This is a genomic window from Candidatus Methylomirabilota bacterium (assembly GCA_036002485.1).
GTDB lineage: Bacteria > Methylomirabilota > Methylomirabilia > Rokubacteriales > CSP1-6 > AR37.
Genome location: DASYTI010000057.1, coordinates 1 through 24,178 on the forward strand (window position 1 = coordinate 1; position 24,178 = coordinate 24,178).

General features: G+C 69.1%; 26 protein-coding genes. 8 read left to right on the top strand and 18 right to left on the bottom strand.

The window, feature by feature from the left end; all coding sequences use genetic code 11:
* Nucleotides 1-171 precede the first annotated feature (171 nt).
* From VGT00_06240 to VGT00_06270, 7 genes are all read right to left on the bottom strand, one after another.
* The gene (locus VGT00_06240) at nt 172-1,467 is read right to left on the bottom strand and encodes a tetratricopeptide repeat protein (GenBank protein ID HEV8530996.1); all 1,296 of its coding nucleotides are present in this window, start codon (nt 1,465-1,467) and stop codon (nt 172-174) included.
* Nucleotides 1,460-2,599 (bottom strand): mandelate racemase/muconate lactonizing enzyme family protein, encoded by a 1,140-nt coding sequence (locus tag VGT00_06245; protein HEV8530997.1) that lies wholly within the window; start codon nt 2,597-2,599, stop codon nt 1,460-1,462. Before VGT00_06245 ends, VGT00_06240 begins: the two co-directional genes overlap by 8 nt.
* A 166-nt stretch (nt 2,600-2,765) precedes the next feature.
* Nucleotides 2,766-3,326 (bottom strand): cysteine dioxygenase family protein, encoded by a 561-nt coding sequence (locus VGT00_06250; GenBank protein ID HEV8530998.1) that lies wholly within the window; start codon nt 3,324-3,326, stop codon nt 2,766-2,768.
* 11 nt (nt 3,327-3,337) lie between these two features.
* Entirely contained in the window at nt 3,338-4,180 is an 843-nt protein-coding gene (gene sseA, locus VGT00_06255) for a 3-mercaptopyruvate sulfurtransferase (protein HEV8530999.1), read from the bottom strand.
* A gap of 86 nt (nt 4,181-4,266) precedes the next feature.
* Nucleotides 4,267-5,853 carry a rhodanese-like domain-containing protein gene (locus VGT00_06260; GenBank protein ID HEV8531000.1) on the bottom strand — a complete coding sequence of 529 codons (1,587 nt, stop codon included), beginning with the start codon at nt 5,851-5,853 and terminating at the stop codon, nt 4,267-4,269.
* Nucleotides 5,850-5,981: a hypothetical protein gene (locus VGT00_06265; GenBank protein ID HEV8531001.1), complete on the bottom strand. Its 132-nt coding sequence runs from the start codon at nt 5,979-5,981 to the stop codon at nt 5,850-5,852. Before VGT00_06265 ends, VGT00_06260 begins: the two co-directional genes overlap by 4 nt.
* A 105-nt stretch (nt 5,982-6,086) precedes the next feature.
* On the bottom strand, nt 6,087-6,713 hold the full coding sequence (locus VGT00_06270) for a vitamin K epoxide reductase family protein (protein HEV8531002.1): 627 nt from the start codon (nt 6,711-6,713) through the stop codon (nt 6,087-6,089).
* 208 nt (nt 6,714-6,921) lie between these two features.
* On the opposite strand from VGT00_06270, the gene pncA reads away from it, so the two are divergent.
* Nucleotides 6,922-7,593 carry a bifunctional nicotinamidase/pyrazinamidase gene (gene pncA, locus VGT00_06275; GenBank protein HEV8531003.1) on the top strand — a complete coding sequence of 224 codons (672 nt, stop codon included), beginning with the start codon at nt 6,922-6,924 and terminating at the stop codon, nt 7,591-7,593.
* Nucleotides 7,594-7,600: 7 nt separating this feature from the next.
* Nucleotides 7,601-7,969 (top strand): nitroreductase/quinone reductase family protein, encoded by a 369-nt coding sequence (locus VGT00_06280; GenBank protein HEV8531004.1) that lies wholly within the window; start codon nt 7,601-7,603, stop codon nt 7,967-7,969.
* An 18-nt stretch (nt 7,970-7,987) separates the two neighbouring features.
* Here VGT00_06280 and VGT00_06285 read toward each other — a convergent pair whose 3' ends face one another.
* On the bottom strand, nt 7,988-8,785 hold the full coding sequence (locus tag VGT00_06285; protein HEV8531005.1) for an enoyl-CoA hydratase/isomerase family protein: 798 nt from the start codon (nt 8,783-8,785) through the stop codon (nt 7,988-7,990).
* A gap of 120 nt (nt 8,786-8,905) precedes the next feature.
* Here VGT00_06285 and VGT00_06290 point away from each other — a divergent pair, with 120 nt between their 5' ends.
* A complete protein-coding gene (locus VGT00_06290; GenBank protein ID HEV8531006.1) occupies nt 8,906-9,184 on the top strand; it encodes a NifU family protein in 279 nt (92 codons plus the stop codon).
* 29 nt (nt 9,185-9,213) lie between these two features.
* Here the strand turns inward: VGT00_06290 and VGT00_06295 are convergent, their stop codons facing one another.
* Together VGT00_06295 and msrP are read right to left on the bottom strand one after the other, a co-directional pair.
* Complete coding sequence (locus VGT00_06295; GenBank protein ID HEV8531007.1) at nt 9,214-9,861, bottom strand: protein-methionine-sulfoxide reductase heme-binding subunit MsrQ; 648 nt, start codon at nt 9,859-9,861, stop codon at nt 9,214-9,216.
* Between the two features lie 7 nt (nt 9,862-9,868).
* A complete protein-coding gene (gene msrP, locus VGT00_06300) occupies nt 9,869-10,831 on the bottom strand; it encodes a protein-methionine-sulfoxide reductase catalytic subunit MsrP (GenBank protein ID HEV8531008.1) in 963 nt (320 codons plus the stop codon).
* A gap of 114 nt (nt 10,832-10,945) precedes the next feature.
* Here msrP and VGT00_06305 point away from each other — a divergent pair, with 114 nt between their 5' ends.
* Both VGT00_06305 and VGT00_06310 read left to right on the top strand, forming a co-directional pair.
* Nucleotides 10,946-11,500 carry a phospholipase D-like domain-containing protein gene (locus VGT00_06305; GenBank protein ID HEV8531009.1) on the top strand — a complete coding sequence of 185 codons (555 nt, stop codon included), beginning with the start codon at nt 10,946-10,948 and terminating at the stop codon, nt 11,498-11,500.
* A gap of 271 nt (nt 11,501-11,771) precedes the next feature.
* On the top strand, nt 11,772-12,449 hold the full coding sequence (locus VGT00_06310; GenBank protein ID HEV8531010.1) for a M48 family metalloprotease: 678 nt from the start codon (nt 11,772-11,774) through the stop codon (nt 12,447-12,449).
* Nucleotides 12,450-12,473: 24 nt separating this feature from the next.
* Here the strand turns inward: VGT00_06310 and VGT00_06315 are convergent, their stop codons facing one another.
* From VGT00_06315 to glnD, 4 genes are read right to left on the bottom strand one after another with little or no spacing between them, the layout of a single operon-like run.
* Nucleotides 12,474-12,980: an RDD family protein gene (locus VGT00_06315; protein HEV8531011.1), complete on the bottom strand. Its 507-nt coding sequence runs from the start codon at nt 12,978-12,980 to the stop codon at nt 12,474-12,476.
* Nucleotides 12,977-15,067, bottom strand: a complete 2,091-nt coding sequence (locus VGT00_06320; GenBank protein ID HEV8531012.1) for a transglycosylase SLT domain-containing protein — start codon at nt 15,065-15,067, stop codon at nt 12,977-12,979. The genes VGT00_06315 and VGT00_06320 overlap by 4 nt, the downstream gene beginning before the upstream one ends.
* A gap of 9 nt (nt 15,068-15,076) precedes the next feature.
* A complete protein-coding gene (locus VGT00_06325; GenBank protein ID HEV8531013.1) occupies nt 15,077-15,664 on the bottom strand; it encodes a CDP-alcohol phosphatidyltransferase family protein in 588 nt (195 codons plus the stop codon).
* Nucleotides 15,658-18,411 (bottom strand): [protein-PII] uridylyltransferase, encoded by a 2,754-nt coding sequence (gene glnD, locus VGT00_06330; GenBank protein HEV8531014.1) that lies wholly within the window; start codon nt 18,409-18,411, stop codon nt 15,658-15,660. The genes VGT00_06325 and glnD overlap by 7 nt, the downstream gene beginning before the upstream one ends.
* Nucleotides 18,412-18,438: 27 nt before the next feature.
* On the opposite strand from glnD, the gene hisC reads away from it, so the two are divergent.
* Nucleotides 18,439-19,536, top strand: coding sequence for a histidinol-phosphate transaminase (gene hisC / locus VGT00_06335; GenBank protein ID HEV8531015.1), 1,098 nt, complete (start codon nt 18,439-18,441; stop codon nt 19,534-19,536).
* A gap of 189 nt (nt 19,537-19,725) precedes the next feature.
* On the opposite strand, the gene VGT00_06340 is transcribed toward hisC, so the two are convergent.
* Nucleotides 19,726-20,235 carry a cyclic nucleotide-binding domain-containing protein gene (locus tag VGT00_06340; protein ID HEV8531016.1) on the bottom strand — a complete coding sequence of 170 codons (510 nt, stop codon included), beginning with the start codon at nt 20,233-20,235 and terminating at the stop codon, nt 19,726-19,728.
* Nucleotides 20,236-20,259: 24 nt separating this feature from the next.
* Nucleotides 20,260-20,595: a hypothetical protein gene (locus VGT00_06345; protein ID HEV8531017.1), complete on the bottom strand. Its 336-nt coding sequence runs from the start codon at nt 20,593-20,595 to the stop codon at nt 20,260-20,262.
* A 323-nt stretch (nt 20,596-20,918) separates the two neighbouring features.
* On the opposite strand from VGT00_06345, the gene VGT00_06350 reads away from it, so the two are divergent.
* Together VGT00_06350 and VGT00_06355 are read left to right on the top strand one after the other, a co-directional pair.
* Nucleotides 20,919-21,863, top strand: a complete 945-nt coding sequence (locus tag VGT00_06350) for a P1 family peptidase (protein ID HEV8531018.1) — start codon at nt 20,919-20,921, stop codon at nt 21,861-21,863.
* Between the two features lie 54 nt (nt 21,864-21,917).
* Nucleotides 21,918-22,340: a DoxX family protein gene (locus tag VGT00_06355; GenBank protein HEV8531019.1), complete on the top strand. Its 423-nt coding sequence runs from the start codon at nt 21,918-21,920 to the stop codon at nt 22,338-22,340.
* A gap of 6 nt (nt 22,341-22,346) precedes the next feature.
* Here the strand turns inward: VGT00_06355 and VGT00_06360 are convergent, their stop codons facing one another.
* Entirely contained in the window at nt 22,347-23,648 is a 1,302-nt protein-coding gene (locus VGT00_06360) for a TRAP transporter large permease (GenBank protein ID HEV8531020.1), read from the bottom strand.
* Nucleotides 23,645-24,175, bottom strand: a complete 531-nt coding sequence (locus VGT00_06365) for a TRAP transporter small permease subunit (protein HEV8531021.1) — start codon at nt 24,173-24,175, stop codon at nt 23,645-23,647. The genes VGT00_06360 and VGT00_06365 overlap by 4 nt, the downstream gene beginning before the upstream one ends.
* Nucleotides 24,176-24,178 lie beyond the last annotated feature (3 nt).

Here is a 24,178-nt window from a genome sequence, read left to right on the forward strand (position 1 = left end):
CCGCTCCAGGCCAAGACGTACGATGCCCTCGCGGAGCTCTGGCGGGCGCGCTTCCGGCCCAGCGTCGTCAAGCAGATGCAGGACGCGGCGGCCGCGATCCGCGCCAGGGTCTCTCAGGCCGCGCCGGAGCCCAAGCAGTAGCTCGGTCCTCTCCCCCCTCAGCGAGAGGGACTAGCGGGAGAGATGACCGGGCACGGCGGGGCGGCCTTCCAGGCGCTGGCGGAAGAGCGCCTCGGCATCCTTGGTCCGGCCCGCCCGTAGATACGAGCTCAGCAGCGTCTGCTCGAAGACGTCGCGCTGGGCGCGGCTGCCTCCGACCCGCACGATCTCCTCGAAGACCGGCTCGATGAGACGGATGGCCTCGCCATAGTCACCGCGCGCGAAGGCGGCCATACCCTCGGCGACGTCGGCGACCACGGGGCCGGCGGGCTGGCGTCCTTCCCGCTCCATCTTCCGCAGCTCGGCGAGCCGGCTCTCGACCGCCGCGTGGTCGCCCGCCGCCGCCAGCGCCATGACGATGTGGGCCTCGGCAAAGGCCGTGCTCGGTCGCGGAAAGGACCGAGCGGCAAAGTCCCGGATCTCGCCCCACGGAAGCGCGGCGGGGCCCACTCCCCAGAGCTGGCAGCGCCACAGGAACGCGCTGCTGTCCGCCACCGCCCCCGTGGCCGCGGAGCGCGCGACGCCGGGACGGATGCTGTCCTCGTAGACGGCGAGCGCGCGCGCGCCGCGCCCCGCCCCGAGCTCGAAGAGCGAGAGATGCCAGGAGAGATGGCAGTGCAGCTGGGCCGCGCGCTCGTATCCGGGGATCCACCCGTTCACGAAGTCGGCGCCCCCGATACTGTCGCCTTCCTCATAGAAGACGTGCGCGAGGGCGTGGGCGGCGTTCGCGTTGCGCGGCCGGAGCGTGAGCGACCGCTCGATCTTGCGCCGGCCCTCCGCCGGGCTGCCCGACTCCGTGCAGGCGAAGCCGTGCATGCCCAGGAACCACCAGTCGTCCTCGTAGGCGGACGCGACCCCATCGAGCAAGTCCCGAAGCAGCTTGTCGCGATCCCGCCGGCCGCTGGCTCCCACGAGGCTGTAGACCCCGGTGACGAGCGACAGCACGAGGGCATCGCGTGGCGTGTCCGCGAGGTGCTCGCGCACGAGGGCGAGCCCGCCCGTCAGCTCGCCGTCGATGGCGAGGGAGAGCGCCTCGATGTGGCGGCGCTCGCGCGGTGTGACCCCGCCCGCGAGCGCGCGCGCCCGGCCAATCGCCTCCTTGGCGGCGGGAACGGCGCCGCGGGCCTGCAGGCCACGGGCGCGGGCAGCGTGACCCAGCGCGAAGTCTGGATCCGCCTCGAGGGCCGCCTCGAGTGCCGGCTCGACGCCCGCGCTCGCCGAGAGGAACGCGTCCACGCCGAGCCGGTACTGCTCGGCGGCGCGCTCGGAAGTGGTGGACAGGCGAAGACCGCCACGGTCCTCAAACATAGCCGGGGCCCTCGATCACCGGGTGAGCTGTCAGAAAAGCTTCGTCGATCTCGACGCCGAGGCCGGGCTTCTCCAGCGGCCGCACGCAGCCGTCCGTGCCGATCCGGTAGGGCTCGCTGCCGAGCTTGTCGCGGAAGAGGTTGTACGTGGAGACGTCGGCCTCGAAATAGCCGGCATTGTCGATGGCGGCCAGAAAATGGATGCAGGCGGCCATGTTGAGGCCGGTCATCGAGGTATGCGGGTTGATGGAGAGCTTCCACGTCGAGGCGAGGGCCGCGATGCGCAGCCCTTCCGTGATGCCCCCGGTCTTGGAAAGATCGGGCTGCAGGATGGTGATCACCCGGTCCTCGATCACGCGGGAGAACTCGAAGCGCGTGTAGTGATTTTCGCCGGCGGCCAAGGGTACGCGGGCAAAGGTGGCCGCCTGCGCATAGCTCCGGTGGTCGTGGGGCGGAAAGGGCTCCTCGAGCCAGCCCACGGCATGAGCCTCCAGTCCCGGCATGGCCTGGCGCGCATCCGCCACGGTGTAGCCGGTATTGGCGTCAGAGAGAATGGTCAGCCCCTCGCCGAAGGCCTTGCGCACCGCCGCCACGCGCTCGAGATCACGCGTGGGAGCATCGCCGATACGGAGCTTGACCGCCTTGTAGCCCGCCTCGACGTGGACACGCGCCTCGTCCACGAGCGCCGCGGGCTCCTGATAGCCGAGCGAGACACCGCCCGCATACGCGGGGATGGGGCGCGCCGCGCCGCCGAGAAGACGATAGAGCGGCCAGCCCACCGCCTTGCCGCGTATATCCCAGAGCGCCATGTCGATGCCGCTCATGGCGATGGCCGTGGCCGCGCCCATCCCGTGGGAGCCCAGCTGCATCTTGTAGATCTTGGCCCACACCCCAACAACATCAGATGCGTCCATTCCCATGACGAGCTGCTTGAGCGTGGTATTGGCGTGGTGGGCGACCGCGCCGGGCGAGCGGCCGTGATGCGACTCGCCCCAGCCGACCAGGCCCCCGTCCGTCGTCACCTTGACCACGACGGCGTCGCGCTTGACCGCCATCCCGATGCCCAGCGAGACACGGGCCTCGGGCGGGACGGGAAACGACGTGGGAAACGCGCGAATGTCCGCGATCTTCATCGAGGACTCCCCCTCACTAACTCAGCCCTCGCCTCGCGGCTCTGCCGCTCAGCTCGAACTACGGCCCTCTCCCCCTCCTGGGGAGAGGGTTCAAAAGTCTCCCTCTCCCTTCCAGGGAGAGGGCCGGGGTGAGGGTGGCCGATCGCACCCTGAAGCATGTCCATGCTCAGCAGTTCATGTATTTGCCGCTCACCAGAGACTTCACGGTGCCGTCGGCGTCGAAGACGTGGCGCTGGAGGCCCATGAGGTCCTTGCCGTAGACGTGGATCTCCAGCGTGTCCTTGGTGGTTGGATTGTGCATGGCGTGGATCTCGTCGTGGGGTGGCACGAGTCGGGACACGGCGCCGGGCTTGTGACGAAGCACCTCGCGCACTTCGAGCGCCACCTTGCCTCCGAGGGAGCGCGCGCCCGTGGAGACATAGCGCGTCTCCTGGATCTCGTTCTCGACCACCCCCACCAGGCCCCACGTTTCATGATCGTGAGAGCGGGCCTCGTCACCCGGCGGCCAGATCACCGAGGTGACGTTGAATCGCGGGCCCCGGTGGAGGATGTAGCGGCCCCGCTGACCCGCCGGCGCGGTGCGATACTCGGCGGGAATCGCCTCCGGATTGCCGCAGAGCTTCTCGAGGAACGGCGCCGCCCGGCGGGTGATGACCTCGGGGTCCTGCTCCTTGCTCGTGATCGCCTCGAGATCCTCGAGGAACTGCTTGAACGTGTACACCGTCATCGATCTCCTCCTCAGAGCTCGACCGGTGTGTCGGAGCGGCCGCCCCACTCCGTCCACGAGCCGTCATAGACCGCGACCTTCTTGTGCCCGATCACGTGAAGCCCCAGGGCCAGCACCGAGGCCGTCACCCCCGAGCCGCAGGTGGTCGCCACCGGTTTGCGCGGATCCAGTCCCGCCTCGCGAAACGCCTCCTTGAGCCCCTCGGGAGGAAGGAGGGTGCCGTCCGGCCGGTAGAGCATGTCATAGGGCAGGTTGAAGCTGCCCGGAATGTGGCCGGCGCGCAGCCCCTGACGCGGCTCGGCCTCGGTGCCGTAAAAGCGGCCGCGCGAGCGAGCGTCCAGCACCTGCTCGCGACGCGTGTCGACATTGCGTCGCATCTGCTCGAGCCCGCGCACGAGCGCGGGCCGGAGCTTGGCGCGGAAGCGACGGACGGCGGGGGTGGGCGCCCCCGTGGCGAGGGGACGCCCCTCGGCCTTCCACTTCTTGAGTCCGCCGTCGAGCACAGCCACCCGATCGTGCCCGAAGGCCCGGAAGGTCCACCAGACGCGCGCGGCGCTGACCACGCCGCGGGTGTCATAGACCACGATGAGGTCATGGCTCGACAGCCCCAGCGCGCTCATGTGGCGGGAGAACTCCGCCGCCGCGGGAAGCATGTGGGGAAGAGGCGTGGTGCGATCGGCGATCTCGTCGATGTCGAAGAAGACCGCCCCGGGGATATGCCCTTCCTCGAACTCGCGGCGCGCGCTGCGCTGGAGCTGAGGCATGTGCCAGGTGCCGTCCACCACGCGCACGCGAGAGTTCTCCCCGCCCCCGCGAGGATCAGATAGAACCGCGGCCAGCCACTCCGTGGTCACGACGAGGCCCGGGCTCTTGAAGGCGGCCGGCCCCCGGGCCGCCTTCGTGCGGGCCCGGGGTCGTGCGGGACGCTTCGCGCGGCGGCTTACTTTGACCGCGCGGCGTCGAGGGCGGCGGGGTCGAGATCGACTTCCCATTTCAGATAGGCCTCCATGGCCTCGCGGCCCTTCTCGTACGGCTTGAGCACCACATCGTCGGTCTCGTCGAGGAGTCGGCTCTTGCCCGTCTCGAGCGCGAGCCCCACCCGCTCCCACGCAGAGGTGCCACCGTCCAGCACGCGGACGGCGGCATAGCCGACGCGCGCGAGCGCGGCCGCGGCGAGCGTCGAGGGCCGCCCGTCGCGGCACGTGAGAACGAGGGCCCGTGTCCGATCGGGGAGAGCCTGTGGAGCCTTGAGCTCGAGGCGGCTGCGGCACAGCCATGCCGCGCCCGGCACGTGGCCGCGGGCATAGACATCGCTCGGATCGACGCTGAGCACGGTGGGCGGCTGTCCTCCCGCGAGCGCGGCCTTGAGCTCCGCCGCCACGAGGCTGCCCACCACCTCCCGCGCCGCCGCGAATCCCCACGGCTCGGCCTCGGGATGGCCGGTCTCGATGGCGCCGCCCTGCTCGATCCATGCGGGGAGCCCGCCCGAGAGCACCGCCACCTGAGGCAGACCCATGCGCTTGAGCCACGAGGCGGTCATGACCGAGCGGCCGGCGCCATCGCAGACCAGCACGACGCGCGCGGCGCGCACCGCGATGTACTCGTCGGTGGCCTGGACGGCCTGGCCACCGGGGGCCCACGCGGCGCCCGCCAAATGACCGGCCTCGTATTCCTCGCGCATGCGGACATCGAGGACGACGACATTCTCCTCGGCGCGACGGGCCCAGAGATTGCTCAGCTCGACCGCCGTGATGGATGCGATCCCGTCATCCTTGGCCACCCGCGCCGCCACCGCGCGCGCCCGCTCGCGGCCCGCCTCCGACACCGCGGGCGCCCAGCGCTGGGCTCCCCGCTCGAGGGCAAAGCCGGCCAGCTCCCAACCCATGGTGCCGTTCTCGAGGGCCACGATGGGATTGGGCAGCCTCATGCGCCGGAGAGACTCGGCGCCGATATAGCTCCGGGTGCGGCCGCCGCAGTGGACGACGATGGTGGTCTCGGGTTTCGTGGCGAGCTCGCCGATCCGCAGGGTGAGCTCGCCCCCCGGCATGCTCACGGAGCCCGGGATACAGCCCCGGTGATACTCCTCGGGCGTGCGCGAATCCACGATGACCAAGTCTTCGCCGCCATCGATCCGCCGCTTCAGCTCGTGAGGGGGGATCTCGGGCGTGCCGAGGTGATGGAGGGCCCATTCCCCGAACGCCTTGCTCGGCACGTTGATGCCCGTGACGGTTTCCCGCCCTCCCGCGCACCAGTCGCCAAGCCCTCCCTCGAGCGTGCGGACGTCGGTATAGCCCATGGCGCGCACCATGGGCGAGGCGAGCGCGGCCAGGGTGCCGTCGCCGTCACACAATACGAGGGGCGTGCCCTTCGCCGACACGAGATCGCGCAGCCTGAACTCGAGGAGCCGCCGGGGCAGAGAGGTCGCGCGGAAGATATGCCCGCGCTCATAAGCCGCGCGCTCGCGGAGATCGAGGACGGCGTGGGGCGCCTCGCCCGCCATGAGCGCGGCCAGCTCACGCGGCGTCACGGCCGGGCGCCCGCCTGCGTCGTGTAGCGGAACCTGGAGAGCTCGGCGAGGCGCTCGAGGGACAGCACTCCCTCGTGCTTCTGGCCGCCGATCATCCACGTGGGATAGGCGCGCACGCCCGCCCTCACGCAGCGCTCATCGATCGTCTTATGATCGCCCGTGGGATTGCACTCCACGTACGGCAGACGCTCCGCGGCAGGCCCGAACCGGGCCTTTTGCTCTTTGCACGCGGGTCACCAGTGGGCGCCGTAGAACACGGCCTGGTTCTTCTTGAGATGCTCGGCGAGAGCCATCTGGTATCCCGCGGGCGTGGAGAAGTCCGCGGCGAAGATGAACGCGCCGAAGATCACCGCGGCCACGCCCGCCGTGATGCCGAGTCCGGCCAGGTGCTTCAGCGAATACGCCCGGGCAGGGGCCGCGGGCCGCCTCACCATCATGGTCACGAGGAGCAGGAGCGAGATGGCGCCCGAGGCGAGGCAGTAGGGGCAGGTGGCGCCGATCACGAAGACCGACAGGTACGTGAGGTAGATCGAGAAGGCCACCGCGGCCGAGACGAACATGAAGGCCGTCTGCCAGCGCCGCACGGTTTGCGGGATGACGCTCAGGACCAAGATGGCGGCGTAGACGGTGGCGCCCCAGAGGGCGGTGGGGAGACCGGCGAGGAGCGAATAGCGACTGGCCTGGACGATGTCGCAGCCGCTGCCGTCGCGGCAGAGGAAGGTTTGATTGCCGCCCAGCTTCAGCGCGGTCAGGTAGCCGGCCACGGCCAGACCCACGAGGGCCAACCCCGCGATGATCCAGTCCGGCCGCGACGTGACGGGCGGCGAGGGCATCTCGCGCGGCTTCTTGAGCTTCGGCATCAAAGTCCTCGGGCTCGGCCCGCGAGCAGGCGAGCGTTTTGTGCGAGGATTATCGCACAGGCGGAGCCGTCATGCTGCTCACGCGGGGCGACCTCGCGGGGGGCGCGGCTCGCGACTATACTTGGCGACAACCAGGAGGTGTCCCATGACGAGATCCAATCGACGCGAGTTCCTCTCCGGGGTGGCGGGGGCGGCGGCGGCCGGGCTCATGACGCGGGCCGGCCAGGCCAGCGCCCAGGGCACGGGCGGCAAGATCAAGCCGGATGATCATGCGCTGCTCGTGATCGTGGACGTGCAGAACGACTTCATTCCCGGGGGCGCCCTTCCCGTCAAGGAGGGTGATCAGATCGTTCCGCTGGTGAACAAGATCGCCGCGGGCTTCCGGCATGTGATCCTGACTCAGGACTGGCATACGCCGGGGCACATCTCCTTCGCCTCGACCCATGCCGGCAAGAAGCCCTTCGAGACGGTGGCCCTCGGCTACGGGACCCAGGTGCTCTGGCCCGATCACTGCGTGCAAGGCACGCCCGGCGCGGACTTTCACAAGGACCTCAAGGTCCCGCACGCCGAGCTCATCATTCGCAAGGGATACCGGCAGCACATGGACTCCTACTCGGCCTTCTTCGAGGCCGACGGCAAGGCGACCACGGGGCTCCGGGGCTATGTCCGGGACCGCGGGCTCCGCAATCTCTACTTCGTCGGCCTGGCCACGGACTTCTGCGTGGGCTGGTCGGCCCTGGATGCTCGCAAGGTGGGACTTCAGGCCTCGGTGATCGAGGATGCCTGCCGCGGCATCGACACGGAGGGATCGCTCGCCAAGGCCTGGGCGGCCATGCAGAAGGCCGGGGTCAAGCGCATCCAGTCCAGCGACATCACGTAAAGAGTCGATGCCGGACCCCGCCGCGTCGGAGGAGCCGCAATACCTCTATCTCACGACGCGCGGCCGGAAGACGGGGCGGCCGCGCGAGATCGAGATCTGGTTCACGCGGCGCGGGCGCTGCTTCTATCTCGTGTCCGAGCGCCGGCTCCGCGCCCACTGGGTGCAGAACCTCCTGGAGGAGCCGCGCGTGCGGTGGAGCGTGGACGGCCGGAAGTTCCGCGGCCGCGCGCGCGTGGTGCGCGCGGCCAGCGCCCCCGAGCTGGTCCGCGACATCCAGGCCCGCTCGAAGAGCAAGTACGGCTGGGGCGACGGCCTCGTGGTCGAGCTCGACCCCGGCGCGCCCGCGGCGCGCCGTCGCCCTCACGGCATGGCCTAGCGGGGGCGGCCGCGCGGCTCACCGCGCCGACGGAAAGGACGGGGGGCGCTTCTCGCGGATGGCGCGGGCGCCTTCCTTCACATCCTCGAAGCCGAAGCACAGCATCTCGAGGGCGAGCGAGTGGTCGAAGATGGGTCCGGCCTGGCGCAGCCAGTTGTTGAGCGCACGCTTGGTGAACCGGATCGCGGGCTGGCTGCCCCCGGCCAGCCCCTCGGCCACGGCCAGGGCCGTCTCCATGAGCTTGTCGGCGGGAACGCAACGGCTGACGAGACCGATGCGCTCGGCCTCACGACCGTCGATGAAATCGCTCGTGAGGAGATAGTACTTGGCCTTGGCCATGCCGCAGAGGAGAGGCCAGATGATGGCGGCGTGATCGCCCGCGGCCACGCCGAGCCGCGTGTGGCCGTCCGTGAACCTGGCCGTCTCCGAGATGATGCTGACATCGGCGAGCAGGGCCACCACGAGGCCGGCCCCCACCGCCACCCCATTGATGGCGGAGATCACCGGCTTGTCGAGGTTGATGATGTTGTACACGAGGTCCGCGGCCTCGCGCATCGTTCGGGCGGCCGCCTCGGGATTCCCCGCCATGTCCTCGACGAGCGCGATATCTCCGCCCGCCGAGAAGGCCCGTCCCGCTCCGGTGACGAGGGCCACGCGCGCCGCCGGATCGGCGTCGATGGTGAGCCACACCTGGGTCAGCTCCCAGTGCAGCCGCGCATTGGTGGCGTTCATCACTTCGGGACGGTTGATCGTGATGAGCACGACCCCGTTCTTCCGGCGGTCGAAGAGCAGGTGCTGGTAATCGGCGTAGTCCATGGACGAAGCCTCCGGGTAGGGGTCTCGCGCGATGCTAGGGGCGAGGGCCGCCACTGTCAAGGCAAGCATGCATTCGCCCCCCGTCTGGGTGTAGACTAGGCGCCCCAGGGAGGTGAGGACATGAGCGAGGAACTGGCGACCAAGGTGCAGGAGCTGATTGACTCGACCATCAATCCGGCCGTGGCCGGCCATGGTGGCTTCGTCCAGCTGATAGAAGTCAAGGACAACAAGGTCTACCTCCAGATGGGCGGCGGCTGTCAGGGCTGCGGCGCGGCGGATGTCACGCTGAAGGCCGGCATCGAGCGCCTCATCAAGGAAGAGCTTCCGGAGATCGAGGAAGTACTGGACTCCACCGACCACGCGGCCGGCACCAACCCGTACTACACGCCGGCGAAGTAGCGACTGAGCGGCGCCCCGCTCGAAGCTCGTTAGCCCGCCCTCTCCCCCAGTGGGGGAGAGGGTTCGTTTTTTAGGGCTCGCGAAGCCAGTTTTTTCCGCCCCCAGTCCCACAGCCGCACGGCGAGCAGGGCGGCCAGCACGATGGCGTAGTAGTACGGCGTCGTGCGGCCCTTCTTGGCCAGCCACAGGAAGTGGAGCACCCCGAGCACCCCCGCCACGTAGACGGCGCGATGGAGCAGTCGCCACCGGGCGCCGCCCAGGCGCTTGATCATGCCCTGGGTCGACGTGAGGGCGAGGGGGATGAGGAGCACGAGGGCGAGGACGCCCACCGTGATGAAGGGGCGCTTGAGAACGTCCTGCCCCATGCGCTTCCACGCGAAGAAGTGATCGAGCCCTATCCAGACGGTGAAGTGCAGGCAGACGTAGAAGAAGGCCAGGAGGCCGAGAAGGCGGCGAAACTGGATGGGCCAGGACCAGCGGAACAAGATGCGCAGCGGGGTCATGCCGAGACTGGTCAGGAGCAGGACGAGGGCGGTGAGCCCCAGGGTCCGCGTGATGTAGTCGATGGGATTGGCGGTGAGATCGTCAGCGAACCAACCACGCACCAGGACCCCGAGGGGCCAGAGGCTGGCCACCCAGACGGCGGCCTTGAGAGCGACCCGCCTGCGATACGTCACGCGATTTCTAGTAGAACTTCCGCAGGTCCATCCCCGTGTACATCGAAGCGACCTGATCGCCATAGCCATTGAACATCAGCGTCTCGCGGCGACGCACCTCTGGAATGCGGCGCTCGGTGGCCTGAGTCCAGCGGGGATGGTCGACCTGCGGGTTCACGTTCGAATAGAAGCCATACTCGCTGGGCGCGGCCTTGTTCCAGGCGGTCTTGGGCTCCTCCGCGGTGAGGCGGATCTTGACCAGGGACTTGGCGCTCTTGAAGCCGTACTTCCACGGCACCACCACGCGGAACGGCGCGCCGTTCTGGTTCGGGAGGACCTGGCCGTAGAGTCCGACGGTCATGAGGGTCAGGGGATGCATGGCCTCGTCGAGCCGGAGCCCTTCCGTATAGGGCCAGTCGAGAGCGAAGCCGAAGAGGCCTCGCCTTTGTCCCGGAAACATCTTCGGGTCGACGAGGGTGGTGAACTCGACGTACTTGGCCTGCCCCGTGGGCTCCACGCGCTTGAGCAGATCTTTCAAGGGAAAGCCTATCCACGGAATGACCATGGACCAAGCCTCGACGCAGCGGAGCCGGTACACCCGCTCCTCGAGAGGGAACTTCAGGATCTCCTCTATGTCGAAGGTCTTGGGTTTGGCGCAGAACCCCTCGACCTTGACCGCCCATGGGCGCGTTTTCAGCGAGGCCTGCAGCCGCTCCGGGTCCTCCTTGTTGGTGCCGAACTCGTAGAAGTTGTTGTAGGAGGTGACGTTCTTGTACGAGGTCAGCGCGTCGGGCAGCGTGAAGGCCGGGTTCCTGGCCGCCTTGAGCGGGGCGAGATTCCCCTGCGCCGAGGCCCGGGAAGGCACCAGGGCCAGCGCCGCGGCTCCCGCAATGAAGGCCCGCCGATCGAGATAGAGCCGCTCCTCGGTGATCTCCGAGGCCGGGATGTCCTCTCCTCGAACTTTCCTGTCCTGGTCACGCTTGATCAACATGAACTGATCTCCCTCTCCTTGGACTCATCGACCATCCTAACAGGTTCGCGCGCCGAGAGATTCGCGCGACCTGGAAACCTTTGGCCCACGCCCCCCGATTGAGATAATGGCCGGGTGATCCGGCCCCGTCCATGGGCAGGGTGGGTGCTCGTCCTGGCGCTTCTGACCCCCGCTTCCCGCCCGGCTCTTGCCTCCCACGCCCAGCATCCTCCGGAGGTTGGATTCACCTGTCCTGGGCTGGTCCGCTTCTCTCCCCATGGCGGCGCCGAGGCCCTCGTCGTCGACACCCTCGGCCAGGCCCGCGTCACCGTGCACATCGCCATCTACGGGTTGACGAGCCGCAAGATCGAGCAGGCGCTGCTGGACCTTGCCCAGGCCGGCGTGCGCGTATCCATCAAATCCGACCATGTCCAGAGCGCGGGCAAGGCTCAAGGGGCACTCCTGTCACGACTGCGCGCGGCCGGCATAGAGGTGGAGGTCTCGCGTGTCGGGCGACTGCTCCACGATAAGTTCGCGGTGGTGGACGGTCGCTGGGTCATCACCGGGAGCTTCAACTGGACCGAGGGAGCGGAGCGCCGCAACCGGGAGAATGTCCTGGCCCTCGATTGCCCGGCCCTGGCCCAGGCCTTCGAGGCGGAGTGGGAGACGATCCGCCCCGACGACCCGTAGGGGTCCTGGACCAATTTGCTCGCCAATTCTACTCAGCTCTCGCCTCGCGGCGGGGCCGCTCAGCTCGAAAGGCCACGTTCGCGGTCGCCAGCAGCGCTCAACGTACAGAAAGTACGCCTCGCACTGCTGGCTCCCTCGGGCGTGGCCTTTCGAGCTGAGGGGCGTAGCCCCGAGGCGAGGGCTGGGTTGGTCTGGCTCGCAACTTGGCCCAGGACCAAAGCTGGGGATTTCTTGATCAGGCGGGCTAACCGGCGATAGGATGTGGGTTCCCATGCGACGGCGGAGCTTGCTCGTCATCCTCGTTGTGGCGGTCTGGTCGGCCGGCTGTGCCTCCCTGCCCGCCGGTACCTACTATCCCTCGCCCACGGACCCCAATACGCGCCGGGTGGCGAATATCCTGCACCGCGCCGCGGTGGCGGCCGGCGACGATCCCACCCGCTATAGCTTCTCCTTCATCAAGAGCCAGCACGCGGCGGCCTATACCGACGAGGACGCGACCTTCTACATCACGGACGGTCTGGCCAGGCTGCCCAACCCGGTCCTCGAGGCCGCCGTGGCCCACGAGGTTGCCCACGAAGTGCTCGATCACGTCGGGACCCGGCGGCGCCTGGCCCTGTCGCTCAATGCCGGCTTCGGCACGGCCGGTATCTTCGCGCCGGGCGTGGGACTCCTCGATTTCCTCGTCAATCCGCTGGTGGTACGGGCCTTCTCGCGCCAGCAGGAGCTCGCCGCCGACCAGCGCGCCATCGAGATCCTTCGTGCCATGGGCAATCCCACGCCGCGCCGTAGTCTCTCCGAGTCCTTGCGCGCGGTGGACGCCGTGCTCGTCCGCACGCGCGACGAGGGCGGCAGTGTGCTCGATACGCACCCCACGCTCGAGGACAGGCTCAAGGCTCTCGAGCCGCTCGAGCCGGCCACCGTCGCCGGAGCTCCGGGCAAGAAGCCGTAGTCTGCGAGTCTTCCCGTCCAGTTTTCAGGCGCTGAGCCGGTGCTCGATCACTATTGGCACTTCAGGCTCGAGCTCGGCCATGGCACGTGCCGACCCCGCATCCACGACTCGCGTTCCCGCCAGCATGTCGGCCAGCCCCCGCCGCTCCCGCGTCACGAGTATCCCCACATAGCCCAATCCCAGACTGGCCGCCGAGAGAAGGCCACCCAGACAACGGAGGCACGCCGCCCCCACGCCTACGGGGCCGCCATCGCGGCGCACGACCATGACGCCCACCGCCATCTTGCCCAGGGTCTGGCCGCCCGCCACGAGCATGAAGACGTGATAGGCGACGTGGAGAGCCACCGCGAAGACGGGCAAGGCCAGAGCGAGAACGAGAAGCTCGCGGAGATCACGCGGGGCGCCGCGAAGCTCCCACACGCCGATCAAGAGCCACATCGAGCCCAGGAGCCAGGCGCCGAGCCCGACGAGGCCGTCGAGGAGGTGCGCGGCGAGACGGCGCCAGAAGCCGGCCGCGACCAGCTCCGTCATGGCTTGGCGCTCACCGCGGATGGAGCGTAGAGTCGACGATACTCTTCCCAGGCGAGCATGACGCGCCGGACGAAGCGGCGGGTCTCGTCGTAGGGGATGAGCTCGACCCACACCTCGAGGTCCTCGGTGGGCCGGCTCTTCCACCACTCGCGCACGCGCGTGGGGCCGGCATTGTACGCGGCCACGGCCAGGCGGGGCTCGCCGAACTCCTTCATGAGCACCCCCAGGTAGGCGCCGCCCAGGGCGAGATTGACCGCGGGGTCGTCCAGCGACTCCTCGCTCGTGGGGAGCCCGCGGCTCCTGGCGAGCGGGCGGGCGGTGTCGGGCATGAGCTGCATGAGCCCGCGCGCCCCCACGCGCGAGCGCGCCTGGGGGTTGAACGAGGACTCCTCGCGCACCATGGCCGCCACGAAGTACGGGTCGAGGGCCGCTCGCGAGGCGGCGTCGCTCAGCTCATTGCGCCATCCCATCGGATAGAAGAGATCCCAGAAGGTCCGCGGCACGGACGGCGCGCTCCGCGCCACGCCGAGGAAGCTCCGCCGAAGGATGCGCAGCGACAGGTAGAAGCGCGATTCCTGGGCATAGGCGGCCGAGAGGGCATAGAGCCGCCGTGGATTGTCGGCGGACCGCCGCACCATGGAATCCATCTCGTCGTCGGCGTAGTCGCCGAGCCCAACCGCGCGCAGCGCTTCCACGCGCGCCCACGGCGCCTCGGCCTGGAGGAGCTCGCGAGGATCCGCGGGCAGCGATGCCGCGAGCTGAGCGGAGGCGGGATTGCGACCCGGGCCCGGCTGGACGTGCGGAGCCCGGCGGGAGGCGAGAATGCCGTAGTAGCTGCGCGGCGCCTCCGCGATGAGCTGAGTGAACTGCCGGGTCGCGGCCTCGGTCTGGCCGAGCTCCGCCTGGGCGCGGCCGATCCAGTAGGTCGAAGCGTCGCGATACCCCTGGCTGGCCATGCGGACCGAGGAAATACGACCCCACCGCTCGACGGCCTCGCCATAGTCGCCGCGCAGCCACGAGAGCCAGCCGAGCCGCCATGTCGCGGCCAAACCCTCGTCACTCTCCGGATAGCTCTGGGCCAGCCTGACGTAGACAGGCTCCGCCGACTTGGGCGCGCTCCCCGCCTCCAGGAGGCGCGCCTTGAGCAGCAACGCCTCCGGCGCCTCCGCGCTCTTGGGCTCGGCGGTGAGAAGGCGGTCGAGCTGCACGATGGCGCCCTCGCGATTCTTCTTCTGCTGGATCTTCGCCGAGTCGAGGATCCACGGCGCGCGCTTGTCGGCGGGGGCGAGGGCGAGCGCCCGGTTGACGGCGAGCAGCGCGGCGTCGTCGCGATTGAGGCGGCGCGAGGCTTCCATGACCACGTGAAGGGCGCGCAGGGCCACCTCTGTCGAGGGCCGCTCCGCGAGGAGAAGATCCGCTTCGCTGCGCGAGGCCTCGGCCGTTCCCGCCGCCACCAGACGCTCGGCGCGCTCCACCCGCTGGGCCGGGGTGGGCGCGGCCACGGGCACGCCGCGGCCCTCGAGGGCGCGGAGCTCGCGCGCCGCCGCCTCGCCCTGCGGGGAAGCGGGGAGGAGGAGCCACAGCTCGCGGTACGCCGCGGCCGCTTCGCCGAGTCGCCCGGCATTGGCGAGGGCCTGGGCCCAGGCCAGCCGCACGCGCGGGAGGTCGGGCAGATCCGGGAATCGATCGAGGACGCGGCGCCAGAGAGCGGCCGCCCCCGCCTCGTCGCCCGCGCGCGAGGCCTGCTCGGCGGCGAGCATGAGCGCGGCGGGCACGGCGCGGCTATCGGGCCACTGGTCGGGGATTTGCTGGGCCACCACGCGCGCGCCCGCGGGGTCGCCCAGGCGCGCCAGGCTTTCCGCCTGGTAAAGGAGCGCGTAGTCGCCGATGGGAGCCGCCGAACGCGCAATGTCGGCGAGCTCGCGCGCGGCCGTCGCCCAGTCGCCCGCCCGATAGCTCTGCAGGGCCGCGGCAAAGCGGTCGCGCGCCTCGGGGGCCAGACGGACAGGTGCGGGCCCCGCCGTGGACGCGGAGGCGAGGAGCGCCACGAAGAGGATACAGACGACGGCCGTGCACGCGCGCCGCATAGTGCGAGTCTACCGCAGGGTCAGATCCCGGGCGATCCGGCGCGTGTAGATGATGCGCTGGACGGCCGTGACATTGGTGAGGACGGCGAGCAGCACCATGATGGGCGTGAGCACGAGGAAGGTGGCGCCCGCGATCAGGGCGATGAGCCGCTCGGGGCGCTCCATGATGCCGACCTCGCAGCGGAGGCCGATGGACTGGGCCCGCGCCTTCGTATAGCTGACCATGAAGGTGCCGGCGAGGGTGGCCATGGTGGCGATCGCGCCCGTGGTGTCGCCGCGCGTCTCGTAGTAGACGAGGATGCCCAGGAGCACGGCCAGGTCCGAGTAGCGGTCCACCACCGAATCCAGAAAGGCGCCATAGTCGCTGTCGGAGCCCGCGAGCCGCGCCACCGCACCGTCGAAGAAGTCGAAGAGCCCGGCCACGGCAAGAAGGACGGCACCCCAGCGCAGCCGGCCGGCGGAAAAGACATAGGCGGCGGCGATGCTCACGCCCAGACCCGCTACCGTCAGGTGGTTGGGCCGGAGGCGCGCCCGGAAGAGGAGCCTGGCCACGGGATCGAAGAGTCGGTGGAGCGGAGCCTTGTAGTGCCCTAGCACGGCTTCAGCAAGGCGTCTTCGAGCGCCCCTCGTATCCGGGCCATCTCGTCGGAGTCCTCGATGCGCCGGCCCCGCCGGTCCACCACGTAGAAGGTGTCGAAGGCGTGGTCGATATCGGTGGCGATGCGCGCGCTCGCGATGCTGAGGCCGAGCTTCGACAGGGTGAGGGTGATGAGGTAGAGAAGCCCGACGCGGTCGGGGCACTTGACCTCGACCACCGTATGCGTGTCCGAGAGGTGATTGTCCACGGAGACCTTGGGCGGGCCGGGCACGGCGACCTCCCCCGCTCTCATACTCTTTCGCGCGGCGAAGAGCGCCTCGATGGGCTGCTCGCCCAGCACCCCGCGGCGGAGGGATTCGAGGGTACGCCGCCAGCGGGCCTCCTCGGTCACCGCCTCGCCGAAGGGATCATTGACCTGGAAGGTATCGATGGCGATGCCGTCGGCGCGCGTGTGGATCTGCGCCGAGAGGATGTTGATGCCGTGGGCGGCCAGGCTGCCCGCGATGAGCGAGAACAGGCCCGGCACGTCGCGCGTCACGATCACGAGGTCGGAGGAGCCGAGATCGTGGTGATGGAAGAGCTCCGTGGCCACGGGATCTTCCTCCAGGCGCTCGATCAGCCGCAGGTGCGCGGCCATCCGCGCGGGCGCCGTGGTGGCGAGGTATCGCTCGGACACCATGGCCAGGTGGCCCGGGACGGCGCGCCGGAGGGCGGGATCGGTGAGCTCGGCCGCCACGCGCTGGGTGGCCTCGTCACGCGTCACGCTTTCCGGATGGCCTCCCGTCAGCCGTCGGAGCGCGCCCGAATAGAGCTCCCAGAGGACCTGGGCCTGCCAGCCCGTCATGACGCCGGGGCCGACGGCCCGCATGTCGGCGAAGGTGAGCAGGTAGAGCATGCGCAGACGCTCCGGGCTCCCGCACATCTCGGCCAGGGCCTCCACGGTCTTCGGATCATTGACGTCCCGCCGCTGCGCGATGTGCGAGAGGGCCACGTGCTGGGCCACGAGGAAAACCACGTGGCCGGCCGCCTCCCCCGCGAGTCCGAGTCGCGCCGTCAGCTCCTCGGCGAGGGGGATGCCCTTGGCCACGTGCCCGTGTCCCTTGCCCTTGCCGATATCGTGCAGGAGCATGCCCAGCATCAGGAGGTCCGGGCGCTCGACCTCGTTGAGCACCTGCGCGATGCCCTGGGCCTCGGCGGAGGCGCCCGGGGCCAGCGCCTCGAGGCTCTCCACGGCGATGAGGGAGTGCTGGTCGGCCGTGAACTTGTGGTACACGTCGTACTGCACGAGGCAGGTGAGGGCCCCGAACTCCGGCAGGTAGCGCCCAAGAAAGCCCACGTGGTGCATGTTCCGGAGGGTGGGGGCCACCCGCCCCCAGCTCCGACAGATGTCGAGGAAGAGATCTCGGACCTCGGGCGACCGGCGGAAGCGGTCATCCACGAGATCGAGGGCTTCCTCCACAGCCCGCTCCGCCTCCACGCCGAGCTCGAGCCCCAGCCGGTGCGAGTGCCAGTAGAGCTTCATGAGCCGCGCTGGATCCTCGCGCAGGTCGCGACCGTCGGGGTGGACGAGGTGGATGCGCTCGTTCATGACGTAGAGCCCGTCGGCGAGCGCCTCTTGCCGCAAGCGCCGCTGCACCGTGCTCCGGCGCGAGAGCGTCTCCTGGCAGCGCAAGATGAGCTGGCTCGACACCCGGTGGACCACGCGCGCGTGGAGATAGTAGTCGCGCATGAACTTCTCGACGGCGAGGGAATTCTCGTCGCTGGTGTAGCCGAAATGCGCGGCGATTTCCGGCTGAATGTCTCGCGCGAGCACGTCGTTCTTGTGGCCGGAGAGGAAGTGGAGCTCGTTCCGCACTCTCCACAGGAAGGTCAGGGCCTCGTCGGTCTGCCGCTGCTCGCGCTCGGTGATCATCCCCTTCTCGAGAAGATCACGGAGGGTGCGCGTGCCGAACTTCGTGGAGGCCAGCCACATGGCGGTGTGGAGGTCACGCAGGCCCCCCGCGGACTCCTTGACATTGGGCTCGCCCATGTAGGGCGAGCCCCCGAACTTGCGATAGCGCTGGTCGCGCTCGGCAAGCGCCGTCTCCAGGAACTGCCCGAAGTCTTTCCGGTAGACATTGGCCGAGAGCACCTTGCGGAAGCGCTGGAAGAGCCGCCGGTCGCCCACGAGATACCGCGCCTCCTGCATGGAGGTGCGCGAGGGGAAATCGGTGGTGGCCATGGCCACGCAATCGGGCAGGCTGCGCACCGAGTGCCCGACGGTGAGACCCAGATCCCAGAGCGTGTAGAGGAGGCCCTGGGTGGCGCGCTGCACGAATGGTCCCATCTCGCCGTCATAGATGACCATGAGGTCGAGATCGGAGAGCGGGCCCAGCTCGCCGCGCCCATAGCCGCCGAGGGCCACCAGGACGAGCGGAGCCGGCGCGATGCCATCTCGCTTGCGGTCGTCCACGGCCAGGCGGAAGAGCGTGGAGAGAAACCCATCCATGAAGGCGGCATAGGCCTGCACCGAGTGCTGCCCCGAGGCGCCCCCCAGGTGGGCCGCCTTGAGGAAGTCGACATTGGAGGTCAGATGCTGGCGGAGGAGCTCGAGTCGGAGTCGCCGCTTCCGTTCGGCGCGCTCGGTGGCCGACCCCTCGAAGCCCCGCTCCGCCTGCGCCTCCACGCGCTTCACCTGGCGGAATAGGTCCGTGGACATGACGAAACGGTACATGCCGTGGTCAGGGATGTCAAATCTGGCGCGCACTTGGGCGGCGGGATAGAATGTCCCACCATGAGGCGGATATGGAGAAGAGCGCTCGAGTCAGTGACTCCATATGAGGCAGGCAAGTCTCTCGAGGCTCTCTCGGAGGAGCTCGGGCTGCCGGCCATCGTACGGCTCTCAGCCAATGAGAATCCGCTCGGTCCCTCTCCCAAGGTAATCGAGGCGTTGCGGCAAGAGGCTGCCCGAGCCCACCTCTACCCTGACGGCGGCTCGACTCGGCTGCGAGAGGCCCTGGGCTCCTGGCTCGGTGTGCCCCCCGAATGGCTGATGGTGGGCAATGGCGGTGACGAGCTCCTCGGGCTGATCGCGCGCGCGGCCTTCGAGCCCGGGGACGAGATCCTCATGACAAAGCCAGCCTTCGAGCCCTATGGCATCGAGACGCTGCTGGCCGGCGCCATTCCGGTCGAAGTGCCGCTGCGCGGCTATGACACCGATCTCGACGCCATGCTCGCGCGTGTGGGGCCCAGGACCAAGGCCATCTTCCTCTGCACCCCGCACAATCCGGCGACCACGATCATCCAGAAGGGGACGCTCGACCGCTTCCTGCAGGCCCTGGGCGAAGACAGCCCGCTCGTGATTCTCGACGAGGCGTACAGGGATTTCTCCGATGACCCGGAGACTCCGGACGGGGTGGCGCTCGCGCGGCGGTTGCCCCGGCTCATCGCGCTCCGTACCTTCTCCAAGATCGCGGCGCTTGCCGGGCTGCGCGTCGGCTATGTCGTGGGGTCGCCCGACACCATGGGCTGGCTCAACCGCGTGCGCGCGCCCTACAATGTCAACCGCTTCGCCCAGGTGGCCGCGGTGGCCGCCCTCGAGGACCGCGCCCATCTCGAGCGCACGCGCGCCCTGGTCCTGGCGGAGCGGCCGCGCCTCCTTGCGGAGTTCGCCCGGCGCGACTGTCCCGCGCCGCCCTCGCAAGCGAACTTTCTCCTGCCCAACGTCGGGAGACAGTCACGGGCGCTCGCCGCGGCATTGCTCAAAGCGGGGATCCTGGTGCGGGACGGCACCGCCGTGGGCTTTCCGGGGCACCTCCGGGTCACGATCGGGCGACCCGACGTCAATGCACGCCTTCTAGAGATCTGGGACCAGACGCTGGCAGGCGACTGAAAGAGGCCCATCTGCTTCGTTGGCGAGCGCCGCGGCGCCCCTCAACGTACGTGGGATTTCGAGCTGAGGGGTGAAGCCACGAGGCGAGGGCTGAGCGAGAATTACGCTTCGGGGGCCGCGGCGCTCGCCGCCTCGCATCTGGACCTTTTTGAGCCGCCTGCGAGTTTTTCGGGGACTGCTAAACCTGGATTAGGTGTTCTCCGCCTGCTCGAGCATCCTGATCCGCTTCGAGAGGGTGACAAGAAGCTTGTAGGTCAGATCGGGCACGTCGCGCAGCAGGACCTGAAAGTTCTTCCGGTCTATGACGAGCACCCGCAGCGGAGTGGCCGCGCGCACGGTGACCGAGCGCGGGCCGCCATCGAGCAGGCTCATCTCCCCGAAGAAGTCGCCGGGCTTGAGGAAGTTCCTCCTCTTGCCCGGCTTCTCGACCGCGGCGGTGCCGTCGACGAGCACGAAGAACTCGTCGCCCGGCTGTCCGGCCCGCGTCAGCGAGGTGCCCGTCGGCACCTCGACCACGCGCGAGATGTCGGAGACCGAGCGGAGCTGCTTCTGGCTGCAGTCGGCGAAGAGCGGTACCTCCTCCAGATGGGCGACCTTCTCGTCGCGACTCATGCGGGGTCCGGCGGGCTCGGCCCGGCGGAGCGCGTCCTTGAGATCCTGCGGGATGGAGCCGTCGAGGATGCGACTGATCAATTCCATGCGATCTCCTCGGGCGTCGGAGCGCTAGCGCCGAGGCGCCGTCCGTCCGCCCTTCTTGTCATCTGCCTGCTTGGCCTGACTTTCGGCTTTGAGCGCGCGCAGCTCCCGCTCGAGCCGCGCGATGCGCTCCTGGCCGAGGGCGGCCTGCATGCGTAGATCTTCCGCCTCCCGATAGACGCGCGTCAGCTCTCGCTGGAGACGGGCCGCCTCCCGCCGATTGTCCGACCACTTGACCCACAGCACGGCGGAGAGCACGACCAGGGTGAAGCAGGCGGCGATGAGAAACCATGGCCGACGCGGCGGCCGGTGGCGCTCCCGATGATCGGCCTGCTCATCGTCTGGGGCGTCTCCCCTGCGCATGTGGTCCGAGCGTAGCACCGCAGGGTCACTGCCCGCCAGAATTTGGTACTGGGCCAAGTTGCTTCGCCATACTAACTCAGCCCTCGCCTCGCAGCTGCGCTGCTCAGCTCGAACGGCCACGTTCTCGGTCGCCCGCGACGCTCAACGTACATACAGGTACGTAGGCAAAGCTGGCTCCCTCGGGCGTGGCCGTTCGAGCTGAGGTCGCTAGCCCGAGGCGAGGGCTGAGTTGATCTGGCTCGCAACTTGGCCCAGTACCCAGAATGTCGTAGCCTCGCGGGTCGCCCCGAGGTTGGCGCCCGGACTTTGCTAGAGTGGCAAGCGTGATTCCCGGCCTGAGCGTGGGCCATGTCACCGACAACCGCGGGCTCACCGGTTGCACCGTCATCATGCCCGACCGTCCCGCCACAGGGGCCCTCGAGATCGCGGGAAGGGCGGCCGCGGTGCACGGGCTCGAGTTTCTCGACCCGCGCCACCTCGTGCCCGCGGTGGACGCGGTGGTGCTGGCCGGCGGCAGCGCCTACGGCCTCGAGGCCATCTGGGGCGTGATGCAGTGGCTGGAGGAGCGCGGGCGCGGCTTCGCGGTGTCCCGGACCGTGGTCCCGCACGTGGCGGGGGCCATCATCTTCGATCTCTCGGTGGGCGACCATCGCGCGAGGCCCGACCGGGCCATGGGCTATGCCGCCGCCGCCGCGTCCATCGCGAGCCCCATCGCCGAGGGCAGCGTGGGCGCGGGCACGGGTGCCACCGTGGGCAAGCTCTACGGTATCGAGCGGGCCATGCGGGGCGGACTGGGCGTGGCCAGCGTGGAGCGGAATGGAATCGTCACGGCCGCGCTCATGGTCGTCAATGCCGCCGGAGATGTGCGCGACCCCGCGACGGGGCGGCTCCTGGCCGGCGCCCGCGACGCTCCCGATGGCCGGCAGCTCGTGGACACGGCGGCCGCGCTGGCCGCGGGGGCACCGCCGCCGCGCTTCCGCCCCACCCATACCACCATCGGCGTGGTCGCGACCGGGGCCCGCCTCGACAAGGCGGAAGCGGCGCGCGTGGCGCGCCTCGGGCTCGAAGGGTTCGGGCGCGCGCTGTCGCCGCCGCACCTCGACACGGACGGTGACTGCCTCTTCTGCCTCTCGATGGGCGCACAGCCGGCGGACCCGACGGCCGTGGGCGCCGCCGCCGCCGCCGCCGTGGCGCAGGCCATCGCGCGAGCCGTACTCTGCGCCACGGCCCTCCCCGGGCTGCCCACCGCGCGGGACCTGGCCGGCTAGAATTCTCGCCGGGCCGCCGATGACGGGGCTGTAGTATTTCAGCGAGAGACGATCTTGAGCCCCTTCGGCGCCACGATCCTCCGCGTCCTGCTGGGCGTCGTCTACATCGCCCACGCATATCACGCCTATTTCGAAGTGACGCCGGATGCCATGGTGGCCATGATCAACAAGGAGCTGGGGCTACCGGGCGCCGACGCCCTCGTCTTCTACCTGCTCGCCGCGCAGCTCCTGGGCGGGGTCATGCTCGTGCTGGGCTTGTGGACGCGCTGGGCGGCCCTCGTCAATGTCCCACCCATGCTCGTGGTCGTACTTCTCATTCAGCTCAATGACGGGTTCTTCCTCCGCGCCGCCATCACGGAGACCTCTCGCGGCAAGGCCCATGTGGTCGGCTACGAGTACGCCATGGTGGTCCTCGTCGCCACCATCGCCCAGTTCTTCCTGGGCGGGGGCACCTGGGCGCTCACCAAGGACACGTGATGCGCGCTACTTCATGTGACGGGGGAGGATGAGGGCGAGGTCGGGCCAAGCCGTGAGCAGGATCATGAGGACGAGCATGGCGGCGAGGAACGGCATGATGCCCCGGAAGATCGTGGCGATGGGCACGTCCTTCGCGATGCCGGCGATGACGAAGACGTTCAGGGCCACGGGGGGAGCGATGAGCCCGAACTGAACCACGGCCACGATCATCACGCCGAACCAGATCGGATCGAAGCCGAGCGCCATCACCACGGGAAAGAAGATCGGGACGGTGAGCAGGATCATGGCCAGCTCGTCCATCAAGCAGCCGAGGACCAGATACACCACGATGATGATCCAGATGACCACCACGGGGCCCACCTTCAAGGACACCAGCCAGGCGGCCAGGGCCAGCGGAGTCTGGGACAGGGCCATGAAGTAGCCGAAGAGGTCGGCCCCGATGATGATGAGGAAGATCATCGCCGTGGTGCGGACCGTCTCGTCGAGAGCGCGGAGGAGCCCGGTCCAGATCAGCGTCCGCTTGACCACGCCGAAGCAGAGCGCACCCACACATCCGAAAGCCGCCGACTCGACGGGGGTGGCCAGCCCCGCATAGAGACCCCCGATCACGATCAGGAAGAGCACCAGCACTTCCCACACGTCACGGACAGCGAGGAGGCGCTCGCGGACGGTCGCGCGCGGGCCCGGTGCCCCCAGGGCCGGATAGATCGCCGTCTCGATGGCGATGGCCACGCAGAAGAGCGCCGTCTCCACGATGCCCGGTACCACGCCAGCCAGCAAGAGCTTGCCGATGGATTGCTCGGTCATGATCCCGTAGAGGACGAAGATGATGCTCGGGGGGATCATGATGCCGAGGGTACCGCCCGCGGCCACCGAACCCGTGGCGAGACTGTCGGCGTACTTGTAACGGCGCATCTCCGGCAGGGAAACGGTGGCCATGGTCGCCCCCGTGGCGAGCGAGGAGCCACAGATGGCCCCGAAGCCGGCGCAGCCCACCACGGTGGCCATGGCCAGCCCCCCGCGCAGATGTCCGAGCCATACATTGGCGGCCTGGAAGAGACTCCGGCTGAGCCCGGCCTGCGAGGAGAGATAGCCCATCAGCACGAAGAGCGGGATCACCACCAGCGTGTACGACGTCGCGCGCTCGAAGGGCCCCTGACGGATGGTGGCGAGCGCGGTGGACCAGCCGCTGATGACCACGGTGCCGAGCACCCCGGCCACAGCCATGGCCACCGCGATGGGCGTCCTGACCAGGATCAGGGCCATGAGCAGCACGAAGATCAAGGCCGTGACGGCAATGACGCTCATGCCCTTCGGTCCGAGGCCCTGCCGGCTCTGGGCAGGGCCGCCCGGGCAAAAGCCGCCAGGGCCTGAATCAGCGCGCCGAGCGCCGCGAGCCAGGCGCTGGCCACCACGACCGCGGCCACGGGGAACACGGGAATCCGCATGGTGATGGTCGTCCGCGCCGTCCGGCCGTACTCGGCGGCGAGCACGCCCAGCTCATAGGCCAGGATGGCCAGAACGGCGGCGATGAAGAGGGCGTTCAGCCCGATGACGATGGACTGCGCCCGGGCGGACAGGCGGTTGGTGAACAGATCGAGCACGACGTGGCCGTCGGTGAGAACGGTATACGCCATGGCCGAGAAGATGACGACGGCGAGCAGCAGCTCCGTGGCCTCGAAGGTGCCCTGAATGGGCCGGTTGAGGAGCTTGCGCAAGAGCGCGTCGAGAACGGTGACGACGGAGAGGGCGAGCAGGACCCAGCCGCCGGCCAGGGCCAGGCGGCGGCTCCACGTCAGGGCGACCCGCTCGACCGTCAGGAGCGCGGCTACCATCGT

Coding starts and splice junctions, on each gene's coding strand:
- msrP (HEV8531008.1), bottom strand. CDS start 10,831: ATGTTGATCAAGCGTGACCAGGACAGGAAAGTTCGAGGAGAGGACATC.
- VGT00_06320 (HEV8531012.1), bottom strand. CDS start 15,067: ATGCGGCGCGCGTGCACGGCCGTCGTCTGTATCCTCTTCGTGGCGCTC.
- VGT00_06310 (HEV8531010.1), top strand. CDS start 11,772: ATGCGACGGCGGAGCTTGCTCGTCATCCTCGTTGTGGCGGTCTGGTCG.
- pncA (HEV8531003.1), top strand. CDS start 6,922: ATGACGCGGGCCGGCCAGGCCAGCGCCCAGGGCACGGGCGGCAAGATC.
- VGT00_06365 (HEV8531021.1), bottom strand. CDS start 24,175: ATGGTAGCCGCGCTCCTGACGGTCGAGCGGGTCGCCCTGACGTGGAGC.
- VGT00_06345 (HEV8531017.1), bottom strand. CDS start 20,595: ATGCGCAGGGGAGACGCCCCAGACGATGAGCAGGCCGATCATCGGGAG.
- VGT00_06250 (HEV8530998.1), bottom strand. CDS start 3,326: ATGACGGTGTACACGTTCAAGCAGTTCCTCGAGGATCTCGAGGCGATC.
- VGT00_06315 (HEV8531011.1), bottom strand. CDS start 12,980: ATGACGGAGCTGGTCGCGGCCGGCTTCTGGCGCCGTCTCGCCGCGCAC.
- VGT00_06240 (HEV8530996.1), bottom strand. CDS start 1,467: ATGTTTGAGGACCGTGGCGGTCTTCGCCTGTCCACCACTTCCGAGCGC.
- hisC (HEV8531015.1), top strand. CDS start 18,439: ATGAGGCGGATATGGAGAAGAGCGCTCGAGTCAGTGACTCCATATGAG.
- VGT00_06280 (HEV8531004.1), top strand. CDS start 7,601: ATGCCGGACCCCGCCGCGTCGGAGGAGCCGCAATACCTCTATCTCACG.
- VGT00_06285 (HEV8531005.1), bottom strand. CDS start 8,785: ATGGACTACGCCGATTACCAGCACCTGCTCTTCGACCGCCGGAAGAAC.
- VGT00_06360 (HEV8531020.1), bottom strand. CDS start 23,648: ATGAGCGTCATTGCCGTCACGGCCTTGATCTTCGTGCTGCTCATGGCC.
- VGT00_06245 (HEV8530997.1), bottom strand. CDS start 2,599: ATGAAGATCGCGGACATTCGCGCGTTTCCCACGTCGTTTCCCGTCCCG.
- VGT00_06270 (HEV8531002.1), bottom strand. CDS start 6,713: ATGCCGAAGCTCAAGAAGCCGCGCGAGATGCCCTCGCCGCCCGTCACG.
- VGT00_06340 (HEV8531016.1), bottom strand. CDS start 20,235: ATGGAATTGATCAGTCGCATCCTCGACGGCTCCATCCCGCAGGATCTC.
- VGT00_06290 (HEV8531006.1), top strand. CDS start 8,906: ATGAGCGAGGAACTGGCGACCAAGGTGCAGGAGCTGATTGACTCGACC.